Consider the following 26,768-nt stretch of genomic DNA (forward strand, 5'->3'; position numbering starts at 1 on the left):
CCTTAGCTATTCTCCTGCCTTCTATAAGGCTGTACTACCCGGGCCGGCTGCAAGATCTTCGTGATACCAGAGATCGATCAGTTCAAACCTGCCGGTTATCCGTGCCATCTTTACAGCAAGAATATGAGCGCAACGTCCGCCACGATGGAGAAAATCATCACAGGAACAGAAGTCATCCTCGACCACGTATTCCCCGGTGTCGCCCACAACCACAAAAAAGTCACGATACCGTTTGACCCTGTCCTGGTCAACGATGTCAAGTGCCTTCTTTCCCCGGCTCTTGTAATAAGCACCGATCCTCTTCCTCATCCAATCATTGAGGGGAGAGCCGGCAGCAAGATCCGAGAGAGGATCACTCATGGATATGTGCTCAATGCAGGTGGATCATCGATGTAGGTCCAACCCATTCTGCCTGCAAGGATACGCATGGCCGGGGCTTCAAGTGAATAGTGTGTTGCTTCCAGGAGGGGAATTGGCGAAGCCCTTGCAACAGAATGCTTCAGTTCTGCAGAGAGAAAGGCCTGTGCTCCTGCAGCAGCAGCTTCATTGATCAGTACAGGATCAAAGCCAGATCCCCCAACGACAGCAAGCCGCCTGATATCACCGACACTGCCCCAGATCCGGAGTGAAGTTCCAAGATGATCAGCGATCATTGAAGGAGTGAGATGACAGTCTCCAACCACCCCGAGTGAGAGAGAACGGAGAGAACCAAGTCCGAGCAGGCCGGCCAGACAATGATTCACCCCGTTCACTGCCAGGTCGTAGTTGGTATGCATGACATACACATTGATTCCAATGCTGAGAAGATCACGAAGCAGTGAGGCATCTGATCCCTTTATACTGGTAAGGGGATACCAGAAGGGAGTATGATGGGCAACAATCAGATCTGACCCGAGTTCTATCGCCTGCCTGACGACTGATGCAGTGACATCAAGACAGGTACAAACCTTGGTAATCTCATGCTTCCCCTCGACAATCAGACCAATCTTTCCCTGATCAAACGGTTCAGCCAGTTCGGGCGGGGCGAAGGCTTCCAGATCGCGGATAATGTCATCCAGGTACATCATCTTCTCCCGTCACATGTCATTCTTCTGAGCAGCAGGACTACAAATGATGGCAGGTAAGGCATGCCTGAACGGTTCATTGGTAAAGATCAGCCCCTGAGAAGAAGTGGAGGATGATCATGAATGATAGATGCACGCTTCTGCATCTTCTCATCGATGAGCTGCTGAATCTCTTTAAGTTTGCGTGCAAATATCACCTCTTCAGATTCAGTCTCATCCGGGATACATCGGGGGTTCACGATCTCTTTCAGTCCTTTTAATGCACGAATCTGCCGTGACAGAAGAATCCATTCAGCACATACATCAGAAGGAACCCCTTTTGATTCTGCACCAGAAGCATCAGAGAGGACAGCATCGTACCACTCAAAGAACGAGTTGATGTACTCACAAATTTCAGAGTCAACAAAGGGTTTTTTTATAAATCCACTGATCTGTTCTCCGAATCGGAGTATCTCATCTGCAAACACAACTTTTGCTGATGACATAAAGACCGGAATCTCCGGTCCCTGAGGAAGGTTCTTGATCAGATCAAGCGTATCCCACCCATCAAGGGGATCCATCATGATATCCAGAAGCACGAGATCGTAGTGTTCAGACTTCAGGCGCTGTATCCCGTACCCTGCATTTTCCACTGCATTACAGGTGTATCCACACCTGGTCAGTGCTTCACTCTGTGCCTCCCTGAATACTGCCTCGTCGTCGATTATCAGTATCTTCTTCTGTTTCTGACCCATGAGCGCCCGACCCCTGCCCGTATCAACTATCATGTGTATGAAAGAGGGAAAAACACTTTCGTCCCCTCAATTCGGGAGGTTCTTCCGGGTTATTCTGGCAAGTTCTGCTTCACCCTTTGCAACCTCTCCGCTGCAGATGAAGACCGCTGAACGGATAAGATATACAAGGAACTGATCATCTGAAGCAGGTTCTGAAGAGTCAAGGATCTTTTCTGTCAGATCAAGTGCATCTTTATCAGATCCGGTCTGGAGCAGTACTATGGCATGGCTGATATATTCAGAACATCTTCCTGGTTTCAGCCTGCGACCCCTGCTTCCCGGTGCAAACCATGAGGGATGATACATACGCCTCCATTCGATGATGTTCAGGAGTTGGCCGGCCTGCTCGAATATCATCTCTTCTGCAGGTGCATTTGTGACAATATCATGTAACCAGGACACTGCCCTGTCCAAATCCCCGTCATCACGTGAGACCTCCCTGACCGCAGCCTGAAATATCTGCTGAAGAGGGGACGGATACCTGCAACAGAACTTCGGGGCGATTCGATCAGCAAGCAGATACCAGAGTGCTGGGAGAAACTCCTGAACTGGAGAGTTGACAGAAATTCCCGTCTGATCAGCGGCATCCTGATCGATGTCTGAAACGGGGGTCTTAGATTCTGGATCCTTTTTTTGTTGCATGATCAGCCACTACCCCGGCCATTATCGTCATCACAGGAATGAGGAGATACCTAAGTCCAATCTGGGATGTATAGGAGATCAGATCGAGTCCACTCAGGGGGATCAGGATCAGAATATCAAGTGCCCAGTTTATCAAAAACCACGCCACAGCAGTGACATATCCGGCAGTCAGATACTCCCAACTCATGACCCTGAAGAGGTGAGCGATCAGGACTGCTCCGGTAAGAGACCCAATGATGATCATGATGCTCTTGAAAAGTTGCTGATCGATCAGGAGTTCTCCGCCAGAATAGAAGGGTATTGCCAGCAGAAACGGAATGAGCCAGGTCAGTACACCATACAACAGGACACGAATGCTGTCACGCATAGATGCCCTCATCATCTGCATGTGCCAGACTCGAACTGATCTCAATACGCACAATTCCTCTGGAAATCTTCATTTTCGCCTCTTGCTGAATTATTCATTAAGAATATATAACTGATCTGACCGCGAACAAGATAGTAGTATGGATAAAAGCATCGATGAGATCAACCGGCGGATACGGGAGGGATCAGCCAGGGTGGTCACTGCCGATGAGATGCCTGCAATTGTCAGTGAACTCGGGGAAGAAGGAGCCCTCAAAGAGGTGGATGTAGTAACCACCGGGACCTTCGGGGCCATGTGTTCCTCAGGTGCATTCCTCAATTTTGGTCATGCAGAACCCCCCATTAAGATGGAACGGATCTGGCTCAATGATGTAGATGCATACGGGGGTATTGCAGCTGTTGACACCTACATCGGAGCCACAAACAAATCAGTCACCAGGGCTGAGAGTTATGGGGGGGCTCATGTTATCGAGGATTTCATCGCAGGAAAAGCGATCGAACTCAGGGCACAATCCTCGGGATCGGACTGTTATCCACGCCGCAATATTACCACCGAAATTCGGCTTGAAGATCTCAACCAGGCGATCATGGTCAATCCACGCAACGCCTACCAGCGGTACGACGGAGCAACCAATACTTCAGATGACACCCTTTACACCTACATGGGGACCCTCCTTCCCCACTCAGGGAATGTGACATATTCAGGTGCAGGGACTCTGAACCCACTCTGCAACGATCCTGCCCTCAGGCTCATTGGAAGCGGAGTGCCGATCCTCCTCGGGGGTGCACCAGGGATGGTTGTCGGTGAGGGAACGCAGCACTCTTCTGCAGGAAACTTCGGGACCCTGATGACAACTGCCGACATGAACGAGATGTCCACCGACTTCCTCAGAGCCGCATATATGTACCGGTACGGTCCGACCCTGTACATGGGAGTCGGTGTTCCCCTACCGGTCCTTGATATCGAGGTGGTCAGGAGAACCGCGATCAGGGATGAGGAGATCCCGGTAAGTATCAAGGATTACGGAGTCCCCTCAAGAAGCCGGCCGGTCATTACTCAGGTCAGTTATGCTGATCTGAAAACCGGCAGGATCGATCTCAACGGGGAAGAGGTCAGGACCTCGTCTCTCTCCAGTTACCGGAATGCCCTGAAGGTTGCCAGAACCCTGAAGCAGTGGATCGAAGATGGACAGATGACACTGTGTCTTCCGACCAGACGTCTTGACCCCTCAAAGCAGGTCAAGCCGATGAGAGAGACCCGGAAGGTTGCACTGGTCCAGGAGATCATGCAGCGAAAGGTTGTCACGATCAAGGAGGATGAAGAGATACCCGAAGCAGCCAGAAAACTTCTGAAAGGCGAGACAAATCATCTGCCGGTACTCAACGAACAGGGCAGACTTGTCGGAGTGGTAACCACGTTCGATGTCGCCAAGGCGGTCGCTCATCCGGAACGCAGGGTTCGGGTAAAGGATGTCATGACCAGGAATGTGATCACAACACGGTCAGATGAGCCGGTTGATATCGCAGCACAAAAACTGGATCACCACCGGATCAGTGCTCTTCCGGTCGTGGATGCACAGAACCAGTGCATTGCCATCCTTCATGCAAGTGATCTCGGTAAACTCTTCAAACCCGGAGGTCAGGGAGTATGAAACTTCTGGTAAAACTTTCACATAAGAGCAGGCCGATAATTGCCGAGGTTGTCAAGGATACCGGAGTGCTGATCAATGTTGACCGGGCACGATCAGATGCACATGAAGGAGAAGAGGCCCTGGTAGACGTTCCTGACGAATCCTGTAAACTCGTCAGTGAAAAGATGCGGAGCCTCGGTGCAGAAGTAAGTATCCTTGAAGAGGGAATCCGCCATGATCGCGATGAATGCGTTGACTGCGGTTCCTGCATCAGTGTCTGTCCGAAGGAGGTATTCTCATTTAACAGTGAATGGGAACTTCAGGTTGAGACAAAACGCTGTATACTCTGTGGCAGGTGTGTAATTGCCTGCCCACACCAGGCCCTTTCAAACAATGATATCTGATGTCAGTCAGGTATCATTTCGAGTTACATGAGACGATAGCCACAATAGTGGCAGATCGAGACGAAGATATCAGGATCGCATGCCAGGGTCTTGCCGATGCAAGGCATGAGGTTGAAAGGTATATCCTCGTTGATCCCTTTTTCAGAACAAGCTTTGATCCACTTGCAGTAACCACGACATCCCCAATCATCAACCGGATGGCAGATGCCGCAGAGAAAGCCGGGGTCGGGCCCATGGCAGCGGTCGCAGGGGCGGTTGCCACCTTTGCACTCCAGAATGTGATCACACAGGGATGCAAGTTCTGCCTGATAGATAACGGTGGAGATATTGCTCTGGTCACTGACCGTGAGGTAACCATCGGACTTTTTGCAGGTGAATCACCCCTATCAGGAAAATATGCATTTCTTGTAAGGCCAACTTCAGGAATATATGGAATCTGTACTTCATCGGCAACTGTGGGCCCCTCGATATCACTTGGGGTTGCAGATAGTGTCACAGTCTTCAGCCCTGATCCCATTCTTGCAGATGCTGTGGCAACCGCTGTGTGCAACGAACTCACACCTGAAGATCACAGATGCCTGGAGAGATTGCCAGTAGGTATCGACGGAGTCTTTGCAGTCTTCGGAGATAAAAGCGTGATATGGGGAGAGATTCCAAAAATAATTCTGGCAACTGTTGACGAGAGCCTCATAACTGCCGGTGGGATTACCAGTCCGGGCGATCACCGATAAGAATCTCAAACCAGGAAACTAACAGGCACCTGGAAGCAAGACCCTGTATCAACTATTCTGATACTACTATCCAGAGAGACTGTCTCATCCGGATTACCACAATGAGGTAATGACGGAGTAACCGATTCAGGCTGAGCCCAACTCTTTGTAGATCTTTTCCTGCGGAATACCTGCCGATACAGATTCATTTCCGATATTGTTTCTGATATCAGGAGTTTCAGATCTCACCGGGCAATTCCAGAACGGGTACGCACAGGAACGGTTAAGGTTCTCCTCTGAGCAGACTGCTTTTCCATGTAGATACCAGAGGTAAAAGCAGTGCGGTCGGTTACCTTTTACTGAGTGAGGCTGATTAGTGGACGTTTCTTCACCCTGCATTATGCAATAGTACCGTTATGCACCAGAGGTTATACAATTTATCCATAGCGAGCTCAGGGCCACTATCAGATAACACATAAAAAATGTTCCCGGTCGAGATGACCGGAGTGTATCAGATCTCAGTTCGAGTTTTTGTCAGCCGTTTCAACATCATCAAAGACTGCAATGACAGATGAATCTGGTGCAGGAGTCAGCATGCTGACAACATAGATCGCAATGAGAGCAATAATAAATCCTGGTACGATCTCGTACAGATTGAATAGGTTGAGTTGTTTCCAGATGAGAACGGTCACACCACCGCTGATAATTCCGGCAAGGGCACCAGCTTTTGTCATGCGTCGCCAGAAGAGGGCCATCAGCAGTGCCGGACCAAAGGCAGCTCCAAATCCTGCCCACGCATAGGAGACAATACCGTACACAAGGCTGTCAGGGTTGAGACCAAGAAGAATAGCAATGCCTGCAGCGACAAGCACTGATATCCTGCTCACCCATACTCCTTCTTTTTCACTTGCATGCGGACGCACGTAAGTCCTGTAGAGATCTTCTGATACAGCAGAGGAGGTAACCAGAAGTTGTGAGGATGCAGTGCTCATAATTGCTGCAAGAATACCACAGAGGATTATCCCGGCTAGGAACGAGAAGAAGATCTGATCAGTCATCACCATGAATACTGTTTCTGATGCTGACCCCACAAGTGGTTGTGAAAGGAAGACCTTTCCCACGAGACCGATTGCAACTGCTGCTATAAGGGAGAGAATTACCCAGATCATTGCAACTGTCCGGGCATGAGCAATCTCTTTTGGATCACGGATGGCCATAAACCTGACAAGGATATGGGGCTGGCCAAAGTATCCGAGACCCCACGCCATAAGAGAGATGATGGCTATCGCGGTAAGTGGAGTCCCATCAGCATCAGCAAACGGATTGAGCAGATTTGGATTTGCTGCATTGATCGTATCGATTGTTGCAACCGGCCCACCAAGGAGACCTATCGCCGCAATAGGAACAATCAGGATGGCAAAGAGCATGAGAAGGCCCTGGAAGAAGTCAGTCCAGCATACCGCCATAAACCCTCCGATAAAGGTGTAAACCACAACGATAAGAGAGCCGATTAGAAGGGCTGTCGTGTAATCAATCCCGAAGACTGTGTTGAAGAGTTTGCCTGTAGAGACAAACTGGGCAGACGTATACAGAAGGAAGAATATCAGGATGAAGATCGCACATATTCCGCCGATGATATCTGACTTGTCATGAAACCGGTTCTTAAAAAACTCAGGCAGGGTGAGAGAATCCCCGGCCTCTTGTGTGTAGATACGCAGACGTTTTGCTACTAATTTCCAGTTCAAAAATGTTCCAATGATGAGACCCAGGGCAACCCATCCTGCCTGCATACCTGATGCGTACGCCAGGCCTGGCAGACCGATGAGAAGCCACCCACTCATATCAGATGCTTCAGCACTGAGCGAAGCAACATATTTATTCAGACCTCTGCTTCCCAGGATATAATCAGAAACATTGTGTGTTTTTTTATAGTATAATGCACCGATGCTGAGCATTAGGGCAAGATACACAACAAATGCGGCAATGATGCCAATATCAGCGTTGACCATAGAGGTTCTCCACATGTGCGAATTGTAACCAGCCGGGCTTACAGAGATGATTACTGGATGGTTACACCAAGCGCAGGTGAAGCGGTTGCCCCGGAAAGTAATTATAAGATGAGTACTTGAACCGGAGTCAGAAACAAAAAAAAGTGCAGGAGATCTCTATTTCAGGATGACTTCAAGATCCTCGAGCAGACCCTGAAGATCTTCTTCGTGTTCAACCTCCTGTGATATGATAGTCAGCACCATGTTGTATGTGATCGGATCCTTGTCTTTGACTACTGCCATCAGTCTGTTGTAGGTCTCAATCGCACACCGTTCTCCCTTGATGTTCTGCTCAAGGATGGCTCTGACAAAGGGATCGGACGGGACATCATACCCGCAGTTTGTCAGGTTGTACCATTCTTTGGGTTCAAGAACCGGAGTTCCCCCAAGTTGCATAATCCGGAGTGCGATCATATCTGCATGTCCAAGTTCCTCGGTTGCATGCTGGACAAGTTCAGCCATCACCGCATCCTTGGTCGGTCCCTTCACCACCTTGGCTCCGATCCAGTACTGATAGTACGCAAGCCACTCATCGCTCAGGGCTTTGTTGAGCAGCCCGATGAGCTCATCAACGTCCATGCCGACGATCATGCGTCCTTTCGTTCCCATAATTTACCTCATTGATCTCTGGAAATATAGAAAGAGCTGATCAATGATCTGAAGAAGTCACCAGAAGCAGATCGAAATTTATTATATGGATGCCAGTGGTTGGCTGAAATTTTTCGGACCCCTTGGTTTCCACTGGAGCGCGGAATAATCAGAGGTTTTTTGGTGAAATTTCACCGATTGAAAAATATCTGCCAGAAACAGATCAAAGTGTTCAAATAATGCGTACTCATCATCAACCCGGGCGTGGTGGAAAAATAAACCCAGCCACATTCATCATATTTCAGGGTGATCTGCGCCATCATTCCAGACCCACAAACTCTTTCCTTGTGCTGACAAAATAACCTCCAGGAGAGAGTATGCGAACATCCATCATCATTGTACTCATGTTGACAGGACTGTTGATCATGCCCCTGGAGGCTGACATCGCAGTTACGGGCATGAAACAACAGACCTACCAGTACATCATCAACAACACTGAGGCGTTTCCTGATTACCAATTCCTGACAAGCAGTGAGATCTGGAATTATGAGTATCCCTCACTGGTGATCAATGGAACATTTGGTGGCGGGTACAAACTGGATGGATTTGTCCTGCATGCGATCAGACAGAATGATCTGGATCCTGCAATCAGGGCAGAACTCAGCTCATCAGATCACGAGAAGAAGAACCTCTCTGCATATTTTGAATCTGCTCCGATGGCAACATCGGACCTGCTGCTTCCTGTGGCAACCACCCTCAATGAGACATTGGCGGTTCGAAACCTTACCGTTCTGCTCAGGATAGATAAGATCAGTAACAGGACCATGAATGTAACCAGACTGAAGACTATCTACCAGTATGAAAATGGCACAAGTTCAGAAGAGTTCGAGCAGAGTAAACCGGAGGAGAACAACTCAGATCCTTTGAATGATATCAACCAGATGTTCTCACCAGATACACTGCTGGAGAAGATCTGACTGTAGTGTTCATACGCAGTCAGACAACCAGAACGGATAAATTAGTCAGAAGAACCAGATGATGCACAGCCTTGATCTTCTTCTTCTCAACCTCTGGTTCTTTTTTGTTCCCTTCCTATCGGGTTTGTTCATCATTCTCATTCTGATCAGACGGAGAATCTGGTGAACCACCTCTTACTTTCACTGGTATCTGCATTGATCGGAACCATCATCACTGAATACCTGGTCTTGTTGCTGTTGATCAGAAGAGATCCTCTCAACCTTTTTGTCTACACAGTACACATCAACGCTGTCACCAACCCCCTGATGAATTACGGATTTATCGTTCTTGATATTCAGCTGATCCCGCTTGAAGCAGGAGTGATACTGGCAGAGATAATCCTGATCTGCCAGTTAGCTGGAATAGGTATGCGATACGCCGGAATCTGTTCGCTCTGTGCTAATGGAGTTTCGGTATTAACCGGTTTATTCTGGCAGATCTCGCATTAACTTAAAGTTAGTCATGACGCATTTTTGAAATTGAATTTTTTGAACGCATTTTTGAAATATAGATTCAATTTTTAGATATATATGCGCTGACCGAGCAATCATTATGTAGTATTGATAACGAATGTTGAAAAACAAATATATAGAACTACATTACAACAGATATGGTGACCACGTATGATTAATTCCGCAGATGAAGGGGCTCCGCAGGAACCCAGAGAAGATCAGGGTGAAGCCGGAGAACTGACTCCTGAGGAATCTCCTCCACAGGATGAACGCACTCCCCTTGAGATCCTGCAGGGTGAGTACGATGAACTCCACAACCGTTATCTCAGACTTGCAGCTGACTTTGAAAATTTCCGAAAAAGAAGTGCCCGTGATATTGAGTCACGCACCAGCTCAGCAATCGAACGGTTTGCAAAAGACATGCTTGAGGTTGCTGACAGCCTTGAACGTGCACTTGTTTCAGAGGGCGCCGACCATGAAGGGATGAACCAGATCAAGAAACTACTTGAAAATGTTCTTGACAGGCAGGGGATCGTGTCTTATGAATCATCTGGTGAAAAATTTGATCCAACCCGTCATGAGGCGATCGCCTATATTCCATCCGATAAGGATGAAGGGATCGTCTGTGATGAAGTCTGTAAAGGCTACTGCTTAAGCAGCAAAGTTATCAGACCGGCAAAAGTTACAGTATCACGCGGAAACGAAGCAGAACAATCATAGGAGTAATAAAAATGGCTAGTGAAAAAATTCTGGGTATCGATCTAGGGACAACCAACTCATGCATGTCGATCATGGAGGGTGGAAAGGCAGTCGTCATTCCAAACGCTGAAGGTGGCAGAACCACTCCATCAGTCGTAGCCTTCACCAAGGATGGAGAAAGACTGGTCGGCAGCCTTGCAAAGCGTCAGGCCATCACCAACCACCAGAACACGATCATATCGGTAAAACGCAATATGGGAACTGACAAGAAGTTCAATCTCAACGGAAAGAACTTCAGCGCTCAGGAGATCTCTGCGATGATCCTTCAGAAACTCAAGAGTGATGCTGAGGCATATCTTGGGGATGAGATCAAGAAAGCAGTCATCACCGTCCCTGCGTACTTCAATGATGCCCAGCGACAGGCAACCAAGGATGCAGGAACTATTGCAGGCCTTGAAGTTCTCCGTATCATCAACGAACCGACTGCAAGTGCCCTTGCCTACGGTATCGACAAAGAAGAGGACAAGACTGTTCTGGTATACGACCTTGGTGGCGGTACATTCGATGTCTCAATCCTGACCCTTGGTGACGGAGTCTTCGAGGTTAAGGCAACCGCGGGTAACAACCATCTTGGTGGCGACGACTTTGATAAGTTAGTCACTGACTTCCTGGTCGAGGAGTTCAAGAGGAAGGAGGGCATCGACCTGACCAAGGACCCGATGGCCATGCAACGCCTGCGTGATGCATCCGAGAACGCAAAGATCGAACTTTCACAGAAGCAGAAGACCAATGTAAACCTGCCATACATCACCACCGACTCAAGCGGTCCGAAATTCCTGGACATCGACCTGACAAAATCTAAGTTCGAGCAGCTCATCGGTAACCTGGTTGAGAGTACCATCGGACCGGTCAAGCAGGCACTTTCAGATGCAGGCATGACCCCGTCTGATATCGATCATGTGCTCCTCGTAGGAGGTTCCACCCGTGTCCCGCTCGTTCAGCAGAAGGTCAAGGAGATCCTTGGAAAAGAACCAGACAAGGGAATCAACCCTGATGAGTGTGTTGCTGTTGGTGCAGCGATTCAGGGAGGCGTACTCGGCGGTGAGACCAGTGATATCGTTCTGCTCGATGTAGCCCCGCTGACCCTCTCGATCGAGACCCTTGGTGGAATCGCAACCCCGATCATCGATCGGAACACAACCATCCCCACCAAGAAGAGCCAGGTCTTCTCCACTGCAGCAGACAACCAGACTTCCGTTGAGATTCATGTTGTTCAGGGTGAGCGAAAACTTGCAGCTGACAACTTCACGCTCGGGAAGTTCATGCTGACCGGTATCCCACCTGCACCACGCGGCATCCCCCAGATCGAGGTCACCTTCGATATCGATGCAAACGGTATCATCCATGTATCTGCCAAAGACCTCGGCACCGGTAACGAGCAGAAGATCACCATCAAGGGCAGCAAGAAGCTCTCTGATGATGAGATCGAGCGGATGGTTGACGACGCAAAGAAGTTCGAGGAAGAGGACACCAAGAAGAAAGAGGAGATCGAGGTCCGCAACAGTGCCGATATGGCAGTCTTCTCTGCTGAGAAACTCCTGAAAGAGTCTGAGGACAAGATCGAAGAGGAAGACAAGACCAAGGTTCGTGAACAGATCGATACAGTCAAGAAGGCACTCGAGGGAACCGACTCTGAGCAGATCAAAAAGGCGATGGAAGCTCTGACCGAGGCTGTCTACACCATCACCACTAAGATCTACCAGAAGGTTCAGCAGGATCAGGCAGCCCAGCAGCAGGCCGGAGGCGCAGGAGAACAGCAGAGCTCAGGACCTTCTGACGACAACGTCGTTGATGCTGACTTCACCGAGAAGAAGGAGTGAACCTGAATCATGGTTGCGGGAGATTACTACGACAGACTCGGCGTCTCACGGACAGCCGATGATAAGGAGATCAAGAAGGCCTACCGCAACCTTGCCCGTAAGTACCACCCTGACGTAAACAAGGATCCCGGAGCAGAGGACAAATTCAAGGAGATCAACGAGGCGTACAGTGTTCTGTCTGATGCCCAGAAGCGGGCCCAGTACGATCAGATGGGGCATGAAAACTTCACCAACGCCTCCAAGGGATCCTACGGCGGCGGGGGGTACAGCGGAGGGTTTAACGCAGACTTCTCAGGATTTGGAGATATCTTCGACTTTGCCAGCGACATCTTTGGAGGGTTCGGAGGCGGAAGACAGCGTGGGCCGCGGAGGGGTGATGACCTCCTCATGCGGCTGGACATCACACTGAAGGATGCCACATTCGGGCTCGACAAAGAGATCGAGGTGATGCATGCTGAGGCTTGTCAGACCTGTGAAGGAACAGGCAGTGAGAACCGGAACCTGAAAAACTGCCCCAAGTGTGGCGGATCAGGGCAGATCAGACAGCAGACCCAGACTCCCTTCGGTAACTTTGTCAGGCAGGGAACCTGTGACCTCTGTCACGGACGGGGAAAAGTACCTGAAAAACCCTGCTCCACATGTCATGGTACCGGCCATTCCAAGGTCCGTAGAAAGGTATCAGTGCATATCCCTGCCGGTGTAGATACCGGAATGCGCTTGAGGATGGATGGGTACGGCGAGGCAGGTGATCATGGTGCCCCGAACGGAGATCTCTACATCGAGATGCATGTCAAACCTGACTCCCGATTCCAGCGTGAAGGTGACAATCTCGGGACCAAAGTTCAGATCTCACCGGCCCAGGCAGTCCTCGGAACATCGGTTGAGATAGAGACGATCGATAACCGGAAACTCGACGTGAAAGTTCCTGCAGGCACCCAGGGAGGAAAACGTCTCAGAGTTGCAGGAGAAGGAGTCAGGCGGAGAGGAAGACATGGCGATCTCCTTGTCCTTGTAGAGGTCGTCATTCCGAAAAATATCCATGGTGAGGTCAAAGAGTTGTACGAGAAGATCCTTGCACATGAAGGGCACAAGCCCCGAAGTGATGGAGATAAGAAAGGATTCTTTGAGTCAATTCTTGGCGGAAGTTAACAGTCAGTAATGAGGTGGCAAGAGCCACCTTCAATCTCTTTATGAAAACCCTTAATTGGATTTAGGCGTAAATTACATATTATGGGCAATCTCCTTCTTGTTGACGATGCAGCATATATGCGCAGGCTCATCGGCATCATGGCAAAAAAAGGAGGGCATGAGGTAGTAGGTGAGGCGGAGACCGGAGAGCAGGCGATAGATCTTTTTTTGCGGCTCTCTCCTGATCTGGTCATACTTGATATCCTGATGCCTGATATGGACGGACTTGCTGTTTTAAAAAAGATCAAAGAACTGAAGAGTGACGCAAAAATTATCATGTGCACGGCATCAGAACAGTCACACCATGTACAGGAAGCAATCTCCTCCGGGGCAAAAGGGTACATTGTAAAACCTTTCACACAGGAGAGTCTGAACGAGAAGATCAACGCTGCCCTTGCATCATAACCTGACTCGCCTCTTCTGATAATTCCACATCTTTTATGCATTCCCGGCCAACAGTAGACAGTGAAACTGATCTTTGAGCTCTGGGGCGAACATCCGGAGATCCCCAGGGCTGAAATATCGTGCCTGGGCAGAGTGATCGATCACCGGCTCCAGGTTGCGATCGTTGATATACCTGATCCGGGATCTGTCCAGAGGCTTGCATACACGCACCGGGTGATGCGGTACCTGGGAGATTGTTCTGCTACCGAAGAGTCATTCACCAGGATGCTGACCGATCTCTCCCTCACATCTGACCAGCCATTCTGTGGGAGAGTAAAAAAGATGGACGGTTCAGAGATGAACCTCTCAACCACCCAGATGGAGCGGCTTATCGGGACGCACATCGAAGGGCCTGTCTCTGTATCAGCACCGGAAAAGGTGTTTCGTGCCATTGCTTCAGGAGACAGGATCTATTTCGGAGAAGTACTCTGGGAACTCGATCGTGGCCCGTACCATGAGCGAAAACCCGGCAACCGAGAGTTCTTCCACCCAGGTGTGATGATGCCACGGATGATCCGTTCCCTCGTGAACCTTGCCAATGCAATGCCTGGGGAGACGGTTCTGGATCCCTTCTGTGGAACAGGAGGGACCCAGATAGAAGCAGAACTTATCGGGTGCAATGCAATTGGGACTGATGCAGATCCCTTTATGATTCAGGGAACACGACTGAACCTGCCTGGATCAAAGGCAGCCATCGCCGATGTCAGATACCTTCCATTCCCTGACAACTCAATCGATCATGTGGTATCAGATCTACCATACGGGCAGTCAGTATTCATCATCGGATCAGCACTTGAGGAACTGTACCAGAGTGCTCTTGGAGAGATACTCAGGGTCACAAAGCCTGCCATGAGATCGGTGATTGTGACTCACCGGGATATCAGACCACTCGTTGCAGAGTATTTCACGATCTGTGAATATTTCGAACAGCGGGTACACCGAAGTCTCACCAGACGTATTCTTGTGATAACACACTGACTGGATCAGTCATACATATCATAAAGGTTGATCCGAACAATAGAAGAGAGTTCAAGGTCATTACGAGGCTGCTCTTTCAGAGAACATATGGCATTTACATTCTTTTTCAGAGATGCCCAGACCCTTCGTCTGGCAATAGAACATGTACACCCCTATATCCAGAGCAGATCACGAATAACAATATGGAGTGCTGGATGTGCAATGGGGCAGGAGCCCTACACATTTGCGATCATCCTCCGCGAGATCATCGGCCCGTACCTGTTCAGAAATGTCAGGATCTACGCAACTGATCTGGATCAGTACGGAAACTACGGAAAGATAATCAGCGAGGGGAAATATCCCCTAAAAGATCTGGAAAGGATTCCCGAGGGCATTCTGGCACGATACTTTTCTCCTGTCACCGATGATCCCTCACAGCGTATCATTTCAGAGGAGATCAGAAATGCTGTTGAGTTCCAGCAGCATGATCTCCTGTCCTTTGAGCCGATCAGAACAGGAGTTCACCTGATCATCTGTAAAAATGTTCTCCTTCACTTCTCAGCAGAAGAGAGGATGAAAGTATGGATGATGTTCTACAATGCACTTGAAGAAGGGGGTTTTATGCTTCATGAGCACACTCAGAAGTTACCAGATGAACTGAACGAAAAGTTTGAGCAGATCGTCATGAACGCACAGATATTCAGAAAACTCGTGAGATAATATGCAGATCCGAAACCTGACCGGACAGAGCACTGAGTATACCTCCAATGTCTACCACATTACCGGTGATTACCTGCAGCTGAGTGATCAAAGCAGTCTCATCGATGTCGGCCGTGATGTGAGCATACTTGGAGAACTCAGATCCATCCGGACAGGTATTGGAAAGAAACCAGTTGACCAGATCTTTCTCACCCATTCGCACTTTGATCATGCAGGACTTCTTCATGAGATCCTTGACAGATACCCGGTTCCGGTCTACGCCCATCCGGAGAGCAGGGTACAGGGGATAATCCCATTGGATGACAGACAGGTTGTCTATATCGGGGATCACAACTGCGAGGTGATCTGGGGAAGGACTCATAGTGAGGATTCAGTCTGTTACTTCTGCCATGACGACGGAGTTCTCTTTTCAGGAGATATCCCTATACGAATCTACACAGATGACGGTGTATACGACCCTGCTTTTCTCCCGGTTTTTGAGCAGATCTGCTCGTACGAGGTGAGAGAGATCTATCCCGGTCATGGAGATCCCATCCGTGAAGGAGTCAGACACATGCTTGAAGAGTCACTGCGCAACCTGAAGAGGAGCAAGTTTGTCTGAATTGGTCATGAAGGGGACCGGGGTCCTTATATGGATAAAACCCATTGAACCAGGACTGATCAACTGCAGGCAGGAGAGAGGAGGCACAACGGTATGGAGGTAAGAAACCTGACCGCGAAGTCTGAAGTCTACACCTCAAATGCTTACCTCTGTTCCCCGTCATTACCTGATAGCGATTCAGAATCTTATGACGGAAAAAACTGCGGAATTCTCATCGATACCGGATGCGATCCTCTGATTCTTCCAGCACTTAAGCAGATCGAGTATGAGATGGGGAGACAGCCTGTATGTCAGGTGATACTGACCCACAGCCATTATGATCACACCAAGATACTCAGGGATATCAGAGGAACCTGGCAGGTGACCACATATGCATATTCTGCGTACCTGAACGGAATTGATCACGTGATAAAAGGAGGGGAGACCGTGCAGGTGAACGGAAATAATTTTAACCTCATCCACGTTCCCGGACACAGTACCGACTCGATCTGTATCTACTGCCAAGAAGAACAGGTGCTCTTTTCTGGCGATTCTCCCCTGATGATCTGGGGAACTGAAGGAACGTATGAACTATCGTTCGTCAAAGCATTTGAGAAACTTGTCCAACTCCCGGTGCGTACAATCTACCCAGGTCACGGAGATGTGATCGCCAAAGACTGCAACAGGATCCTGGATCAGTCACTCAGAAACCTGCGGAAAAGCAGGGTACTCTGATCCGACCCCTCTTAATCTATGAAAAATCAGATTCGAATTGTTTTTCTGGCAGGTATCACTTTATTTCTACACCGCCCATTTATGAGAGGTGAAGACAGCAATCCTTGGAGGCGGACTTACAGGGGTAACCCTGGCCCACCTCCTTTCCAAACAGGGTGAAGATATTCTGGTGCTTGAACAGGACTCCCATATCGGGGGTCTCTGCAAATCCATCACTACTGATGGCTTCACGTTTGATATCGGCGGTTCTCATATCATCTTCTCCCGGGATCAGGAGGTTCTTTCATTTATGCATCAGGTTCTCGAAGAGAACCGGGGTGAACGAAAGAGAGATACAAAAATTTTTTATAAAAATCGTTATATTAAATATCCCTTCGAGAACGGACTGAGTGAACTTCCCAAAGAGGACTGTTTTGTCTGTCTGAATGAATTCATCAGAACACTCGTTGCCCACGAGAAAGGTGAACTGAAAGATCCAAAAAATTTCAGTGAGTGGATCTATCGTACATTTGGAAAAGGCATTGCAGAAGCATACCTGGTTCCCTATAATGAGAAGATATGGAATTACCCACTCGATCAGATCTCTGCTCACTGGGTTGAGGGTCGTGTTCCCCGTCCGCCGGTAGAAGATATTATAAAAGCTGCTGTCGGAGTTGAGACCGAAGGATATGCACATCAGGCAGTCTTTTCGTACCCGGTGACGGGGGGGATTGAAGCACTTATTGAGGCGATTGCTCGTCCGGTATCGGATCGGATCAGGACCGGGTTTACGGTAACTGACATTCAGAAAACCGGAGACGGGTGGGAGATCAGCAACGGAACTGAAACAATCAGGGCCGACAGATTGATCAGCACCCTGCCTCTCCAGATACTACAATCATGCCTGAGTGATCTTCCTGAAAAGGTCAGTACTGCCATCAGCGATCTCAAATACAACTCGATCGTCTGCGTAGGAATCGGGATGAACGGGCAGACACTCCCCTTCTCCTGGATGTACATTCCTGAGAAAGAGGGAACAGCCGCAAACAGAATATCATTCCCATCAAACTTCTCAACAGAGGTTGCTCCGGATGGGTGTTCATCAATCCTCGCTGAGATCACCTACAATGCCGGAGATCAGATTGATCAGATGAGCGATGCAGAAGTTGTAAGGGAGACGATCAATGCTCTGGCAACTGCAGGAATCCTTGACCCGGATCAGGTCAGGTCCGCCCTTTCAGTTCGGCACCGGTTTGCCTATGTCGTGTACGATCTCGCATGGCAGCAGAATATGAAGATTATTAAGGAACACTTCTCATCAGCCAACATATCTCTTGTCGGACGATTCTCCCAGTTTGAGTACCTTAACATGGACGGGGTCATCAGATCAGTCTTTGATTTTGTAAGGAGCTCATGATGGATGTCAACTTTGTCGTCGAAGACATGTTCCTCTTCAAGTACATCGGATGTTCAACCGTGGCCCGCACCCTGTATAAAACCCTGAAACAGGAGTCTGATCTGAACCTCACGTGGGAGCGGTTCAGGTACGATGCCGACATCTCCCATTACCACACCTTCGGTCCGATTGCTCTTCTCAACCGGAGACTTTCAGGTGGTAAAAGAATCCTCACCGCCCATTCGACTCCACGGGTAAACATCGGCAATCTTGCTCTCACCAAGGCGATCAACAAACGATACCCTGACATCTACCGTAAATTCGATCATATCGTGACCATATCTGAATCATGTGAACAGGAGGTTCAGGAGATGGTGCCCGATGTACCGGTAACGAGGATTCCAAACGGAATCAACAGGAGTTACTTTCAGCCGTCACCGGAAAAGCGGACTGCATTCAGGGAGATGCATGGAATTGGTGAGGATGAACAGATGATCCTGACCGTGGCACAGGTAAGCCCGCGGAAAGGGTTTTATGACTTCATGGAACTTGCATCCAGAAATCCAGATACAAGGTTTGTCTGGGTAGGAGGATTTCCATACGGCCTTGCATCCAAAGATTACCTGAAGATCAAGTGGCTCATTCAGCAACGAACTGACAATGTCATGTTCACCGGGTTTGTCCGCGATATCGCTGAAGCATACTGTGCTGCAGACATCTTCTTTATGCCGACATTTGCAGAGACGTTTGGGCTGGCAGTATTAGAAGCACAGGCTTGTGGTCTGCCGGTTGTCGCGAGAAGTATCCCTGAATTCCATGAGGTATACGGTGATACGATCAGGTACTTTTCAACTGTTACCGATGCAGAACGCGAGATCAGGGATGTAACTTCGTTGAGGACATGTGCGGCACATTCACGGGAAGCTTCATCACGGTATGATATCACGGACGTCTGTTCTGCACATATCAAACTATACCAGGAGATTTTCAACACATGATATCAGTAATTGTTCCTTCATTTAACGAAGAAGAGCGGATCGATGGGTGCCTCTCCTCGCTCTCTCACCAGACTCTGCCCAGGGATCGCTACGAGATAATCGTTGTCGATGGCGGATCAAAAGATAAAACCCGCGAGATTGCAGAGAAGTATGCTGACACAGTCTTCATCCAGACCAGCCCGAAGGTAGGGGGTGCCCGCAATGACGGTGCAATGAAGGCAAGAGGAGAGATCCTGGTGACCACCGACGCTGATACGTATCTACCACCTGACTGGCTTGAGCGGATCGAGCAAGGTTTCGCAGATCCCAAGGTTGTGATGATCTACGGCCCTGTCAGACCAATAGAACGCACTCTCAAGAACCGGTTGTACCTCTTCTTTGCAAACACCTTTGCAGGTATCGGGTATCTGACCGGAACGATCCTCTTTACTCTTGGATGTAATAGTGCATTCAGACGTGATGCATTCATGAGAGCAGGGATGTACCGGGTTTCTGATGCCGGTGATGATCTGGAAGTTGCTCACCGGATGAAGAGAGAAGGGAAGATTACGTTTGACAGGCGACTGTGGGTGGGCTTCTCTATGAGACGGTATGATCAGTTTGGTGCATTGAAATCAGTGTACGAGTGGTTTTACATCGTCTTTCATGGAGGAGACGCTGATAAGTACTCATATACGAGGCGTGAATACCGCTAAATAGCATCTTTTTTCAGAACCAGAAGCCAGTGATATAATGCAAAAGATCTCACCAGATCGGGATATCTTCGCATCAGGCTGGAATGGTTCTTAAACATGAATAGACAATCCTATAATAGTCTGATACTATCCCGCACGCTAACAGGCAGGTACAGGTAATGTTTGACCATCCAAAAAACGCACTCACCGAGGTACTCATCGTTGAGGATGATGAGATCATCGCATCGCTGATCGAGAGATTTCTCCTTCAGCGTGAGTACGTAATAACCGCGAAGGTTAGTACCGGTGAAGAGGCACTCTACAAGGTCGCCGAACATCTGCCAGATATCGTACTGATGGATATCAATCTCGCAGGAAAGATCGACGGAATCACTGCGACAAAATACATCACCGCAATATTCAGAATTCCGGTTATCTTCCTTTCGGCCCAGGATGATGAGAAGACACTGAACCGTGCAGCCCATGCCGAACCTGCAAGTTTTATCATCAAACCATTCAGTGCAAAAGACCTCTACTCAAATATTGAGATCGCACTGCATAATGATCGGCTGCTCAAACGATCCAAAGACTTCCAGTTCAGTAAGATTCGCAGGGTTGCGCGAGCTGCGCTTTCAGAGCTCGACGCATATTTCATCCTTGATATCAGGGGAAGAATTCTCTTCATCAATCCGTATGGAGAGCATATCCTCAATGTGTCACGCAATGATGTGATCAATGATCCGATCGGAAAGTTCCTGACATTTTACGATACCAGACAGAATACCATCTTCACCGATACATTCCAGGATGTCATCAGAGAGAGTCTGGTCCTTGGAATAAAACAGCACATCGCAGTCAAGATGAAGGACGGAACCTTCAGACATGTTGTGATTCAGTCATCGTCTATCAGGGATGCAGCAAACGAGACCATCGGAGTGATGGTCCGGATGCATATGAAGATGAAGAACGAAGTATGATTCAGACAGGAGGGTTTATCTCTCCTCATGACTCACTTGTATAAGCACCTCAGTCCCGGTAGGGTAGTGGATATCCTAGAAGCCTGCGGAGCTTTTGACCCGGGTTCAAGTCCCGGCCGGGGCGCTACATTTTTTTCTTTTTTTTTTTGTGTATCCAATATCGATTCAATAATGAATTTATTTTTAAAAAAGAGTGAAAAAATTAGTTTTTCTTCATCTTCGCTCTGACCAGTCGTGCCTGGAGTCCGTAGTAATGCGAGAACCCGATGGCATCAGTCTGATCAATCAGCTTCGAATCAAAGGATGCTACATCAATTGAATAGAATGAGTCTGGTGATGACCGGCCGAGTACAGTGACAGTCCCTTTATAGAGCCGGAGATCCACAGTCCCGTTCACCCGCTGCTGGGTCGTGTCAATGAAGGCATTCAGGGCATCCCAGAGAGGTTCATAGATCAGACCGTAATATGCAAGTTGGGCCCATTTCGCATCCACGGACTGTTTAAAGGCGTACTCTTCCCGTGTGAGGACGAGCCGCTCAAGATCGGCATGTGCCGTAAGCAGGACCGTTGCTGCAGGATGCTCATAGATCTCACGGGCTTTGATCCCCAGAACCCGGTTCTCCATCATATCATTTCTGCCGATTCCGTGACTTCCTGCAATCTGGTTCATCTCACGGATCAGATCATATCCTGACATCTTGTTTCCGTTCATAGCAACCGGAAGTCCCTTCTCAAAGGTCAGTGTGATATCAAGTGGAGTTTCAGGAGCATGTATTGGTGAAATGGTCCAGGCATAGATCTCTTCAGGTGGATGAAAATCAGGCTCTTCGAGATGACCTCCCTCAACACTTCGCGACCAGAGGTTCTCATCAACAGACCAGGGTTTTTCCTTGTTGACCGGGACCGGAACGCCATGCTGTTCTGCATACTCTATCTCCCACTCACGGGTCATGTTGTTCTCACGAATCGGAGCAACAACATCAAGACCTGCTGACCTGAAGACAACATCGAACCTGAGTTGGTCGTTTCCTTTCCCAGTGCAGCCGTGAGCTACAGCGGTTGCCCCCTCTTTCTTTGCGATCTCAACAACCGCTTCAGCGATAATCGGTCTTGCAAGGGAAGTTCCCATTGGGTATCCTTCATAGAGACCATTGGCACGGATCGAGGGGAACAGACACCGGTCCACAAACTCCTGCTTGAGATCTACAGTGTAATGCCGGTCTGCAAGTTTCTTTCCCTTCTCCTCAGCAACGGCTATCTCTTCGTCACGCTGGCCAACGTTTGCTGCCACGGTGACGACGCGATCATACCCATACTGTTCTTTTAGCAATGGAATACAGATCGAAGTATCAAGTCCACCCGAATATGCAAGAACTACAGTGCCTTTGCCCATGTAAATATCTCCGGAAAATTGTGAATAATCCTTAGATATATGAACCTGAAGAAAAGAAAAAACTCCCGCAGGTTTTCTGCCTGTCGGGTGAAAGAGAGAAGATCAAGAGATGTAGTGCTGGAGGGGTTCAATAGTCAGGTTTTCAACCCTGACTGTGTTGATCGCTTCAGCAGCTGCAAGGGCTGCCTGGATGGTTGTAATATAGGGTACCCCGTAGTCTACAGCGGTCCGCATGATCTGGATGTGATCCTGTCGTGCCCTGCGATCGGCAAAGACGTTGATGATGAGACTGATCTCTCCGCCCCTGAGCATGTCGATCACATTTGGTGAACCTTCCTGGATCTTGCGGACAAGGTTCGAGGGGATACCATGGCTGTTGAGATACTCGACAGTGCCACTTGTGCCATAGATCTTGAGCCCGTTTTCATGAAATGCCCTGGCAATTGGGAGGATGTGATCCTTGAGATCCTGGGTTATCGAAATAAAAACGTTTCCCGAACGCGGAAGGCGGTTGTGGGCTGCTATACTGGCCTTGTAATACGCACGTCCAAAGTCATAATCAATACCCATCACCTCGCCGGTACTCTTCATTTCAGGACCAAGAACGGTGTCAACACCAGGGAGCTTGTTGAAGGGCAGAAGTACTTCCTTGACAGCAACGTGCTTGATCTGCCTCTCCTGATAGGGCATATCAGAGAGCCGCGTACCCATCATCACACGTGCAGCAATTTTGGCCAGGGGAATGCCGGTTGCCTTTGCAACAAACGGAACAGTCCTGCTGGCCCGCGGATTTGCTTCAAGCACATAGACCACCGAGCCCTGAACAGCAAACTGAATATTTACAAGCCCGACCACACCGAGACCAAGGGCAAGTTTGCGTGTATAGTCACGGACAGTATCAAGAATTTCAGGCGGGAGGGACTGGGTCGGGATAACACAGGCTGAATCGCCGCTGTGAACACCGGCAGCCTCGATATGTTCCATGATCCCGCCAATGAGCACATCGGTTCCGTCACAGACTGCATCGACATCAAGTTCTATAGCATTCTGCAGGAACCGGTCGATAAGAACCGGGTGGCTTCGGGAGACCTTGACTGCTTCCCTTATGTATGCGGTGAGTTCAGTAGTGTCATGCACAATCTCCATTGCCCTGCCACCAAGCACGTAGGAGGGCCTGACCAGTGCCGGGTACCCGATCTTTTCGGCGGTTGCCAGTGCTTCGTCTTCAGAGGTTGCCGAACCATTTGGCGGGGAGGGAATATGGAGATCATCAAGGAGAACGCTGAACCGGTCACGATCCTCTGCCATGTCCATGGCATCAGGCGTTGATCCAAGAATACGTGTCCTGAGCCCAACCCGCGCCATCTCATCACGGAGAGGAACTGCAAGGTTCACGGCGTTCTGCCCACCAAACTGAACCATCACACCGTCGTACTCGTCCTTTTTGAGAATGTTCATCACATCCTCAAGTGTCATCGGCTCGAAGAAGAGACGGTCAGAGGTGTCAAAATCGGTTGAGACAGTCTCAGGATTATTATTGACCACATGCACCTCGACACCCATCTCACGAAGGGCGGTGACTGCATGAACCGTGCAGTAATCAAACTCGATCCCCTGACCGATCCTGATCGGACCGGAACCAAGAATCATAACCTTCTTCTTTTCTGAAGGCTGCATCTCACACCGTACATCACCCCAGGTAGAATAGAAGTACGGAGTCTGGGCAGGAAACTCGGCAGCACAGGTGTCCACCATCTTGTAAGAAGGTGAGCCACAGAGGGTTGTGATCTCTTCCTCACTTCGTTTCGTCAGAGTGCTGATCTCACTCGTAGAGAAACCATACCTTTTGGCAAGCTTGATCTGATCGTCTGTACCTCCTGTTGTCAGGACACGCTCAAGATCGATAATGTTCCTGATCTTCTCGAGCCAGAACGGAGTGATTTTGGTTAGGTCAGTTACCTCATCAAGACTGAAGTCCTCCCTGAACGCATCAAAAAGCGTTGCAAAACGCTCATCTGTCGGCCGCGAGAGGATCATGCGAATCTCACCATGATTGGTGTGGCGATCAACATCATTGTCAAGAGAACGAAGAGCTTTCTTGAACGCTTCCTCTACACATCTGCCGATAGCCATCACCTCACCGGTGGACTTCATAGCAGTGGTGAGCGTCCGGTCAGCGGTCTTGAACTTGTCAAACGGCCACCGCGGAACCTTGACAACGACATAATCGATCGATGGCTCAAACGATGCCGGAGTCTTCCCAGTCACGGTGTTGAGGATCTCATCAAGCCTGAGACCGATGGCAATCTTCGCAGCAACCCGTGCAATAGGATAGCCTGTTGCCTTCGAGGCAAGGGCTGAAGAACGTGAAACACGTGGATTCACCTCAATGACCCGGTACTCCTTGTCTTTCTTAAACCCGAACTGGATGTTGCAGCCGCCCTGCACATCAAGAGCACGAATGATCTTGAGTGCAGCATCACGAAGGACATTGAACTCGTCATCGCGGAGGGTCAGTATCGGGGCAACAACCACGCTCTCACCGGTGTGGACTCCCATCGGATCCACATTTTCCATCCCGCAGATGGTGATGCAGGTGTCATTGGCGTCACGCATCACCTCGAACTCGACCTCTTTCCATCCTGCCACACTCTCTTCGACAAGCACCTGGTGAATTCGGGATTTCCCAAGTCCGAGTTCGGTGATTCGGCGGAGATCATCTTCATTGTATGCGATTCCGCCGCCAGCCCCGCCGAGGGTATACGCTGGTCTGATGATTGCAGGGAATCCGACGACTTTTGCCGCCTCATCGAGCTGGGAGAGGGAACTGACGATCATGGACTTCGGGACCGGCTCACCGATCCGCTGCATCAGATCTCTGAACTTCTCACGGTCTTCTCCTTCATAGATCGCCTTGAGCGGGGTCCCCAGGATCCGGACGCCCTCAAGTGCACCCATCTCGGCAAGCTCGGCGGTAAGGTTGAGTCCGGTCTGGCCGCCCATCCCAGACATTATTCCATCAGGTTTCTCTTTCGCGATGATCTTCGCGATCACATCTGCCTGAAGGGGCTCAACGTAGATGATGTCCGCAGTGTCAGGGTCGGTCTGAATTGTTGCCGGATTACTGTTGACAAGTACTACCTCAACACCTTCTTCACGAAGTGCACGACAAGCCTGCGATCCTGAAAAATCAAACTCAGCAGCCTGACCGATCTGGATCGGGCCTGATCCGATGAGGATCACTTTCTTGATTGATGGATCTTTTGGCATCAGATGAGCCTCCGCATCATCATATCAAAGTACATCTTCTCAGTATCATGCGGCCCGGCATGAGCCTCCGGATGGAACTGAACACAGAAGAGCTCAAGATACTCATCCTCAAATCCTTCGAGTGTTCCGTCATTGCAGTTGGTAAACGTGACCTGGCACCCTTCAGGAAGAGACTCGCCCATCACAACGAATCCGTGGTTTTGTGAAGAGATTGCAATCCGGCCATCTTTGTACCTGACCGGCTGATTTGCCCCGCGGTGGCCAAACTTCATCTTCTGTGTCTCTCCGCCGAGCGCAAGGCCGCAGATCTGATTGCCCATGCATATCCCGAACACTGGCAGTTCACCAGCCAGGTTTTTCACTGCATGGATCGCTCCGGTTGCCTGGACCGGATCACCAGGGCCGTTGCTGATAAAAAGTGCATCAGGTTTGCATGTAAGTATCTCATCCGGCTTTGCATCATGCGGAAAGATGTGAAGGTCCGCATTCCGGCTGCTTAAACTCTGCAGAATATTCTTCTTCACACCGAGATCGATCACCGCCACCTTTGGTCCACTGCCTTTCATATGCCATGGCTCTTTGCATGATACCTCAGGGATCAACGACTGTGTCGTGATATCTGGTGCTGATCTGGCGAGTTTTACCGCCTCTTCACCGTCGTCACTGCCCACGATGACCCCTGCACGGACCGTCCCCTCTTCCCTGATGCTGATGGTCAGATGACGTGTATCAACACCCGTGATCCCGAGGAGACCTTCTTCCTCAAAAAACTGGGAGAGTGTAGTCCTGCCTGCCGGCTGCGTGCAGAGCTCGTGAACAACACACCCAGATGCCCATACGCGGGGGTTCTGAAAATTTTCTCTGTCAACTCCATAATTTCCAATAAGGGGGTAGGTGAAGAGAAGAATCTGGCCGTGATAACTGGGGTCGGTCATCGCTTCCATATACCCTGTCATCTGCGTGCTGAAGACCAGCTCGCCGGTTGTCTCTCCCTCAACCCCGAATCCCTCGCCGATAAAATATCGTCCATCCTCTAATCCGAGCGCAGCCTTCATGGTATAAGTCCCATATCAGTGAGCATGAAAACGTAATAACGATACCTTACGAAAAATTTCTGATTCATTTATCCTGGTTCCTTGAATAAATATAAAATTCAGGAACACCGGAACAATTTATTCTTCAC

General features: G+C 49.4%; 28 protein-coding genes and 1 tRNA gene. 18 read left to right on the forward strand and 11 right to left on the reverse strand.

The features are described 5' to 3' along the window. Positions 1-21: 21 nt before the first annotated feature. From ACHZA2_RS03515 to ACHZA2_RS03535, 5 genes are all read right to left on the reverse strand, one after another. A complete protein-coding gene (locus ACHZA2_RS03515; protein WP_319578551.1) occupies positions 22-360 on the reverse strand; it encodes an SWIM zinc finger family protein in 339 nt (112 codons plus the stop codon). Continuing rightward, the gene (locus ACHZA2_RS03520) at positions 357-1,067 is read right to left on the reverse strand and encodes a Nif3-like dinuclear metal center hexameric protein (protein ID WP_319578552.1); all 711 of its coding nucleotides are present in this window, start codon (positions 1,065-1,067) and stop codon (positions 357-359) included. The genes ACHZA2_RS03515 and ACHZA2_RS03520 overlap by 4 nt, the downstream gene beginning before the upstream one ends. 86 nt (positions 1,068-1,153) lie before the next feature. Next, positions 1,154-1,798, reverse strand: coding sequence for a response regulator (locus ACHZA2_RS03525; RefSeq protein WP_319578553.1), 645 nt, complete (start codon positions 1,796-1,798; stop codon positions 1,154-1,156). A gap of 66 nt (positions 1,799-1,864) precedes the next feature. Beyond that, positions 1,865-2,479, reverse strand: a complete 615-nt coding sequence (locus ACHZA2_RS03530; RefSeq protein ID WP_319578554.1) for a hypothetical protein — start codon at positions 2,477-2,479, stop codon at positions 1,865-1,867. Continuing rightward, entirely contained in the window at positions 2,451-2,861 is a 411-nt protein-coding gene (locus tag ACHZA2_RS03535; RefSeq protein WP_394698475.1) for a hypothetical protein, read from the reverse strand. The genes ACHZA2_RS03530 and ACHZA2_RS03535 overlap by 29 nt, the downstream gene beginning before the upstream one ends. A gap of 124 nt (positions 2,862-2,985) precedes the next feature. Here ACHZA2_RS03535 and ACHZA2_RS03540 point away from each other — a divergent pair, with 124 nt between their 5' ends. Genes ACHZA2_RS03540 through ACHZA2_RS03550 form a run of 3 tightly spaced genes read left to right on the forward strand, consistent with a single transcriptional unit; the run spans position 2,986 to position 5,611 of the window. Further along, positions 2,986-4,497, forward strand: a complete 1,512-nt coding sequence (locus ACHZA2_RS03540) for a homocysteine biosynthesis protein (protein WP_319540169.1) — start codon at positions 2,986-2,988, stop codon at positions 4,495-4,497. After that, entirely contained in the window at positions 4,494-4,880 is a 387-nt protein-coding gene (locus tag ACHZA2_RS03545; RefSeq protein WP_319540168.1) for a 4Fe-4S binding protein, read from the forward strand. The genes ACHZA2_RS03540 and ACHZA2_RS03545 overlap by 4 nt, the downstream gene beginning before the upstream one ends. After that, entirely contained in the window at positions 4,880-5,611 is a 732-nt protein-coding gene (locus ACHZA2_RS03550; protein ID WP_319578556.1) for a UPF0280 family protein, read from the forward strand. Before ACHZA2_RS03545 ends, ACHZA2_RS03550 begins: the two co-directional genes overlap by 1 nt. Before the next feature lie 126 nt (positions 5,612-5,737). On the opposite strand, the gene ACHZA2_RS03555 is transcribed toward ACHZA2_RS03550, so the two are convergent. The 3 genes from ACHZA2_RS03555 to ACHZA2_RS03565 form a co-directional block, all read right to left on the reverse strand. Beyond that, positions 5,738-5,989: a hypothetical protein gene (locus tag ACHZA2_RS03555; RefSeq protein ID WP_394698476.1), complete on the reverse strand. Its 252-nt coding sequence runs from the start codon at positions 5,987-5,989 to the stop codon at positions 5,738-5,740. A gap of 119 nt (positions 5,990-6,108) precedes the next feature. Continuing rightward, positions 6,109-7,599: a sodium/proline symporter PutP gene (gene putP, locus ACHZA2_RS03560; protein ID WP_319578557.1), complete on the reverse strand. Its 1,491-nt coding sequence runs from the start codon at positions 7,597-7,599 to the stop codon at positions 6,109-6,111. Positions 7,600-7,755: 156 nt separating this feature from the next. Then, positions 7,756-8,247 (reverse strand): ferritin-like domain-containing protein, encoded by a 492-nt coding sequence (locus tag ACHZA2_RS03565; RefSeq protein ID WP_319540165.1) that lies wholly within the window; start codon positions 8,245-8,247, stop codon positions 7,756-7,758. A 356-nt stretch (positions 8,248-8,603) separates the two neighbouring features. On the opposite strand from ACHZA2_RS03565, the gene ACHZA2_RS03570 reads away from it, so the two are divergent. From ACHZA2_RS03570 to ACHZA2_RS03640, 15 genes are all read left to right on the forward strand, one after another. Next, on the forward strand, positions 8,604-9,203 hold the full coding sequence (locus ACHZA2_RS03570; RefSeq protein WP_319578558.1) for a hypothetical protein: 600 nt from the start codon (positions 8,604-8,606) through the stop codon (positions 9,201-9,203). Between the two features lie 162 nt (positions 9,204-9,365). Next, positions 9,366-9,692 (forward strand): hypothetical protein, encoded by a 327-nt coding sequence (locus ACHZA2_RS03575; protein WP_319578559.1) that lies wholly within the window; start codon positions 9,366-9,368, stop codon positions 9,690-9,692. Between the two features lie 174 nt (positions 9,693-9,866). Then, entirely contained in the window at positions 9,867-10,415 is a 549-nt protein-coding gene (locus ACHZA2_RS03580) for a nucleotide exchange factor GrpE (protein WP_319578560.1), read from the forward strand. 11 nt (positions 10,416-10,426) lie between these two features. Continuing rightward, positions 10,427-12,274, forward strand: coding sequence for a molecular chaperone DnaK (dnaK, locus tag ACHZA2_RS03585; RefSeq protein ID WP_319540161.1), 1,848 nt, complete (start codon positions 10,427-10,429; stop codon positions 12,272-12,274). A gap of 9 nt (positions 12,275-12,283) precedes the next feature. Then, on the forward strand, positions 12,284-13,423 hold the full coding sequence (dnaJ, locus tag ACHZA2_RS03590; protein WP_319578561.1) for a molecular chaperone DnaJ: 1,140 nt from the start codon (positions 12,284-12,286) through the stop codon (positions 13,421-13,423). Between the two features lie 81 nt (positions 13,424-13,504). Continuing rightward, on the forward strand, positions 13,505-13,867 hold the full coding sequence (locus ACHZA2_RS03595) for a response regulator (protein ID WP_319578562.1): 363 nt from the start codon (positions 13,505-13,507) through the stop codon (positions 13,865-13,867). Between the two features lie 60 nt (positions 13,868-13,927). After that, a complete protein-coding gene (locus tag ACHZA2_RS03600) occupies positions 13,928-14,884 on the forward strand; it encodes a DNA methyltransferase (RefSeq protein WP_319578563.1) in 957 nt (318 codons plus the stop codon). An 87-nt stretch (positions 14,885-14,971) separates the two neighbouring features. After that, positions 14,972-15,583: a CheR family methyltransferase gene (locus ACHZA2_RS03605; protein ID WP_319578564.1), complete on the forward strand. Its 612-nt coding sequence runs from the start codon at positions 14,972-14,974 to the stop codon at positions 15,581-15,583. A 1-nt stretch (position 15,584) separates the two neighbouring features. After that, positions 15,585-16,184 carry an MBL fold metallo-hydrolase gene (locus tag ACHZA2_RS03610; RefSeq protein ID WP_319578565.1) on the forward strand — a complete coding sequence of 200 codons (600 nt, stop codon included), beginning with the start codon at positions 15,585-15,587 and terminating at the stop codon, positions 16,182-16,184. Between the two features lie 93 nt (positions 16,185-16,277). Further along, entirely contained in the window at positions 16,278-16,898 is a 621-nt protein-coding gene (locus ACHZA2_RS03615; RefSeq protein ID WP_319578566.1) for an MBL fold metallo-hydrolase, read from the forward strand. 88 nt (positions 16,899-16,986) lie between these two features. After that, a complete protein-coding gene (locus tag ACHZA2_RS03620) occupies positions 16,987-18,294 on the forward strand; it encodes an FAD-dependent oxidoreductase (RefSeq protein ID WP_319578567.1) in 1,308 nt (435 codons plus the stop codon). Next, complete coding sequence (locus tag ACHZA2_RS03625) at positions 18,291-19,271, forward strand: glycosyltransferase family 4 protein (RefSeq protein ID WP_319578568.1); 981 nt, start codon at positions 18,291-18,293, stop codon at positions 19,269-19,271. The genes ACHZA2_RS03620 and ACHZA2_RS03625 overlap by 4 nt, the downstream gene beginning before the upstream one ends. Further along, a complete protein-coding gene (locus tag ACHZA2_RS03630; protein ID WP_319578569.1) occupies positions 19,268-19,966 on the forward strand; it encodes a glycosyltransferase family 2 protein in 699 nt (232 codons plus the stop codon). Before ACHZA2_RS03625 ends, ACHZA2_RS03630 begins: the two co-directional genes overlap by 4 nt. Before the next feature lie 158 nt (positions 19,967-20,124). Further along, positions 20,125-20,922: a response regulator gene (locus ACHZA2_RS03635; protein ID WP_319578570.1), complete on the forward strand. Its 798-nt coding sequence runs from the start codon at positions 20,125-20,127 to the stop codon at positions 20,920-20,922. Positions 20,923-20,974: 52 nt separating this feature from the next. After that, positions 20,975-21,046 (forward strand) — tRNA-Arg (locus tag ACHZA2_RS03640). Between the two features lie 78 nt (positions 21,047-21,124). On the opposite strand, the gene ACHZA2_RS03645 is transcribed toward ACHZA2_RS03640, so the two are convergent. The 3 genes from ACHZA2_RS03645 to carA form a co-directional block, all read right to left on the reverse strand. Further along, the gene (locus ACHZA2_RS03645; RefSeq protein WP_319578571.1) at positions 21,125-22,315 is read right to left on the reverse strand and encodes an argininosuccinate synthase; all 1,191 of its coding nucleotides are present in this window, start codon (positions 22,313-22,315) and stop codon (positions 21,125-21,127) included. Between the two features lie 102 nt (positions 22,316-22,417). Then, positions 22,418-25,585 (reverse strand): carbamoyl-phosphate synthase large subunit, encoded by a 3,168-nt coding sequence (gene carB / locus ACHZA2_RS03650; protein ID WP_319578572.1) that lies wholly within the window; start codon positions 25,583-25,585, stop codon positions 22,418-22,420. Further along, positions 25,585-26,640 carry a glutamine-hydrolyzing carbamoyl-phosphate synthase small subunit gene (carA, locus tag ACHZA2_RS03655; protein WP_319578573.1) on the reverse strand — a complete coding sequence of 352 codons (1,056 nt, stop codon included), beginning with the start codon at positions 26,638-26,640 and terminating at the stop codon, positions 25,585-25,587. The genes carB and carA overlap by 1 nt, the downstream gene beginning before the upstream one ends. Positions 26,641-26,768: the final 128 nt, after the last annotated feature.

It is taken from the genome of uncultured Methanospirillum sp., assembly GCF_963668415.2.
GTDB lineage: Archaea > Halobacteriota > Methanomicrobia > Methanomicrobiales > Methanospirillaceae > Methanospirillum.

Excerpts from the sequence above, each read along its gene's own strand:
- ACHZA2_RS03515 (WP_319578551.1), bottom strand. The coding sequence starts at position 360 with ATGAGTGATCCTCTCTCGGATCTTGCTGCCGGCTCTCCCCTCAATGAT.
- ACHZA2_RS03520 (WP_319578552.1), bottom strand. The coding sequence starts at position 1,067 with ATGATGTACCTGGATGACATTATCCGCGATCTGGAAGCCTTCGCCCCG.
- ACHZA2_RS03525 (WP_319578553.1), bottom strand. The coding sequence starts at position 1,798 with ATGGGTCAGAAACAGAAGAAGATACTGATAATCGACGACGAGGCAGTA.
- ACHZA2_RS03530 (WP_319578554.1), bottom strand. The coding sequence starts at position 2,479 with ATGCAACAAAAAAAGGATCCAGAATCTAAGACCCCCGTTTCAGACATC.
- ACHZA2_RS03535 (WP_394698475.1), bottom strand. The coding sequence starts at position 2,861 with ATGATGAGGGCATCTATGCGTGACAGCATTCGTGTCCTGTTGTATGGT.
- ACHZA2_RS03540 (WP_319540169.1), top strand. The coding sequence starts at position 2,986 with ATGGATAAAAGCATCGATGAGATCAACCGGCGGATACGGGAGGGATCA.
- ACHZA2_RS03545 (WP_319540168.1), top strand. The coding sequence starts at position 4,494 with ATGAAACTTCTGGTAAAACTTTCACATAAGAGCAGGCCGATAATTGCC.
- ACHZA2_RS03550 (WP_319578556.1), top strand. The coding sequence starts at position 4,880 with ATGTCAGTCAGGTATCATTTCGAGTTACATGAGACGATAGCCACAATA.
- ACHZA2_RS03555 (WP_394698476.1), bottom strand. The coding sequence starts at position 5,989 with ATGCAGGGTGAAGAAACGTCCACTAATCAGCCTCACTCAGTAAAAGGT.
- putP (WP_319578557.1), bottom strand. The coding sequence starts at position 7,599 with ATGGTCAACGCTGATATTGGCATCATTGCCGCATTTGTTGTGTATCTT.
- ACHZA2_RS03565 (WP_319540165.1), bottom strand. The coding sequence starts at position 8,247 with ATGGGAACGAAAGGACGCATGATCGTCGGCATGGACGTTGATGAGCTC.
- ACHZA2_RS03570 (WP_319578558.1), top strand. The coding sequence starts at position 8,604 with ATGCGAACATCCATCATCATTGTACTCATGTTGACAGGACTGTTGATC.
- ACHZA2_RS03580 (WP_319578560.1), top strand. The coding sequence starts at position 9,867 with ATGATTAATTCCGCAGATGAAGGGGCTCCGCAGGAACCCAGAGAAGAT.
- dnaK (WP_319540161.1), top strand. The coding sequence starts at position 10,427 with ATGGCTAGTGAAAAAATTCTGGGTATCGATCTAGGGACAACCAACTCA.
- dnaJ (WP_319578561.1), top strand. The coding sequence starts at position 12,284 with ATGGTTGCGGGAGATTACTACGACAGACTCGGCGTCTCACGGACAGCC.
- ACHZA2_RS03595 (WP_319578562.1), top strand. The coding sequence starts at position 13,505 with ATGGGCAATCTCCTTCTTGTTGACGATGCAGCATATATGCGCAGGCTC.
- ACHZA2_RS03605 (WP_319578564.1), top strand. The coding sequence starts at position 14,972 with ATGGCATTTACATTCTTTTTCAGAGATGCCCAGACCCTTCGTCTGGCA.
- ACHZA2_RS03610 (WP_319578565.1), top strand. The coding sequence starts at position 15,585 with ATGCAGATCCGAAACCTGACCGGACAGAGCACTGAGTATACCTCCAAT.
- ACHZA2_RS03615 (WP_319578566.1), top strand. The coding sequence starts at position 16,278 with ATGGAGGTAAGAAACCTGACCGCGAAGTCTGAAGTCTACACCTCAAAT.
- ACHZA2_RS03625 (WP_319578568.1), top strand. The coding sequence starts at position 18,291 with ATGATGGATGTCAACTTTGTCGTCGAAGACATGTTCCTCTTCAAGTAC.
- ACHZA2_RS03630 (WP_319578569.1), top strand. The coding sequence starts at position 19,268 with ATGATATCAGTAATTGTTCCTTCATTTAACGAAGAAGAGCGGATCGAT.
- ACHZA2_RS03635 (WP_319578570.1), top strand. The coding sequence starts at position 20,125 with ATGTTTGACCATCCAAAAAACGCACTCACCGAGGTACTCATCGTTGAG.
- ACHZA2_RS03645 (WP_319578571.1), bottom strand. The coding sequence starts at position 22,315 with ATGGGCAAAGGCACTGTAGTTCTTGCATATTCGGGTGGACTTGATACT.
- carB (WP_319578572.1), bottom strand. The coding sequence starts at position 25,585 with ATGCCAAAAGATCCATCAATCAAGAAAGTGATCCTCATCGGATCAGGC.
- carA (WP_319578573.1), bottom strand. The coding sequence starts at position 26,640 with ATGAAGGCTGCGCTCGGATTAGAGGATGGACGATATTTTATCGGCGAG.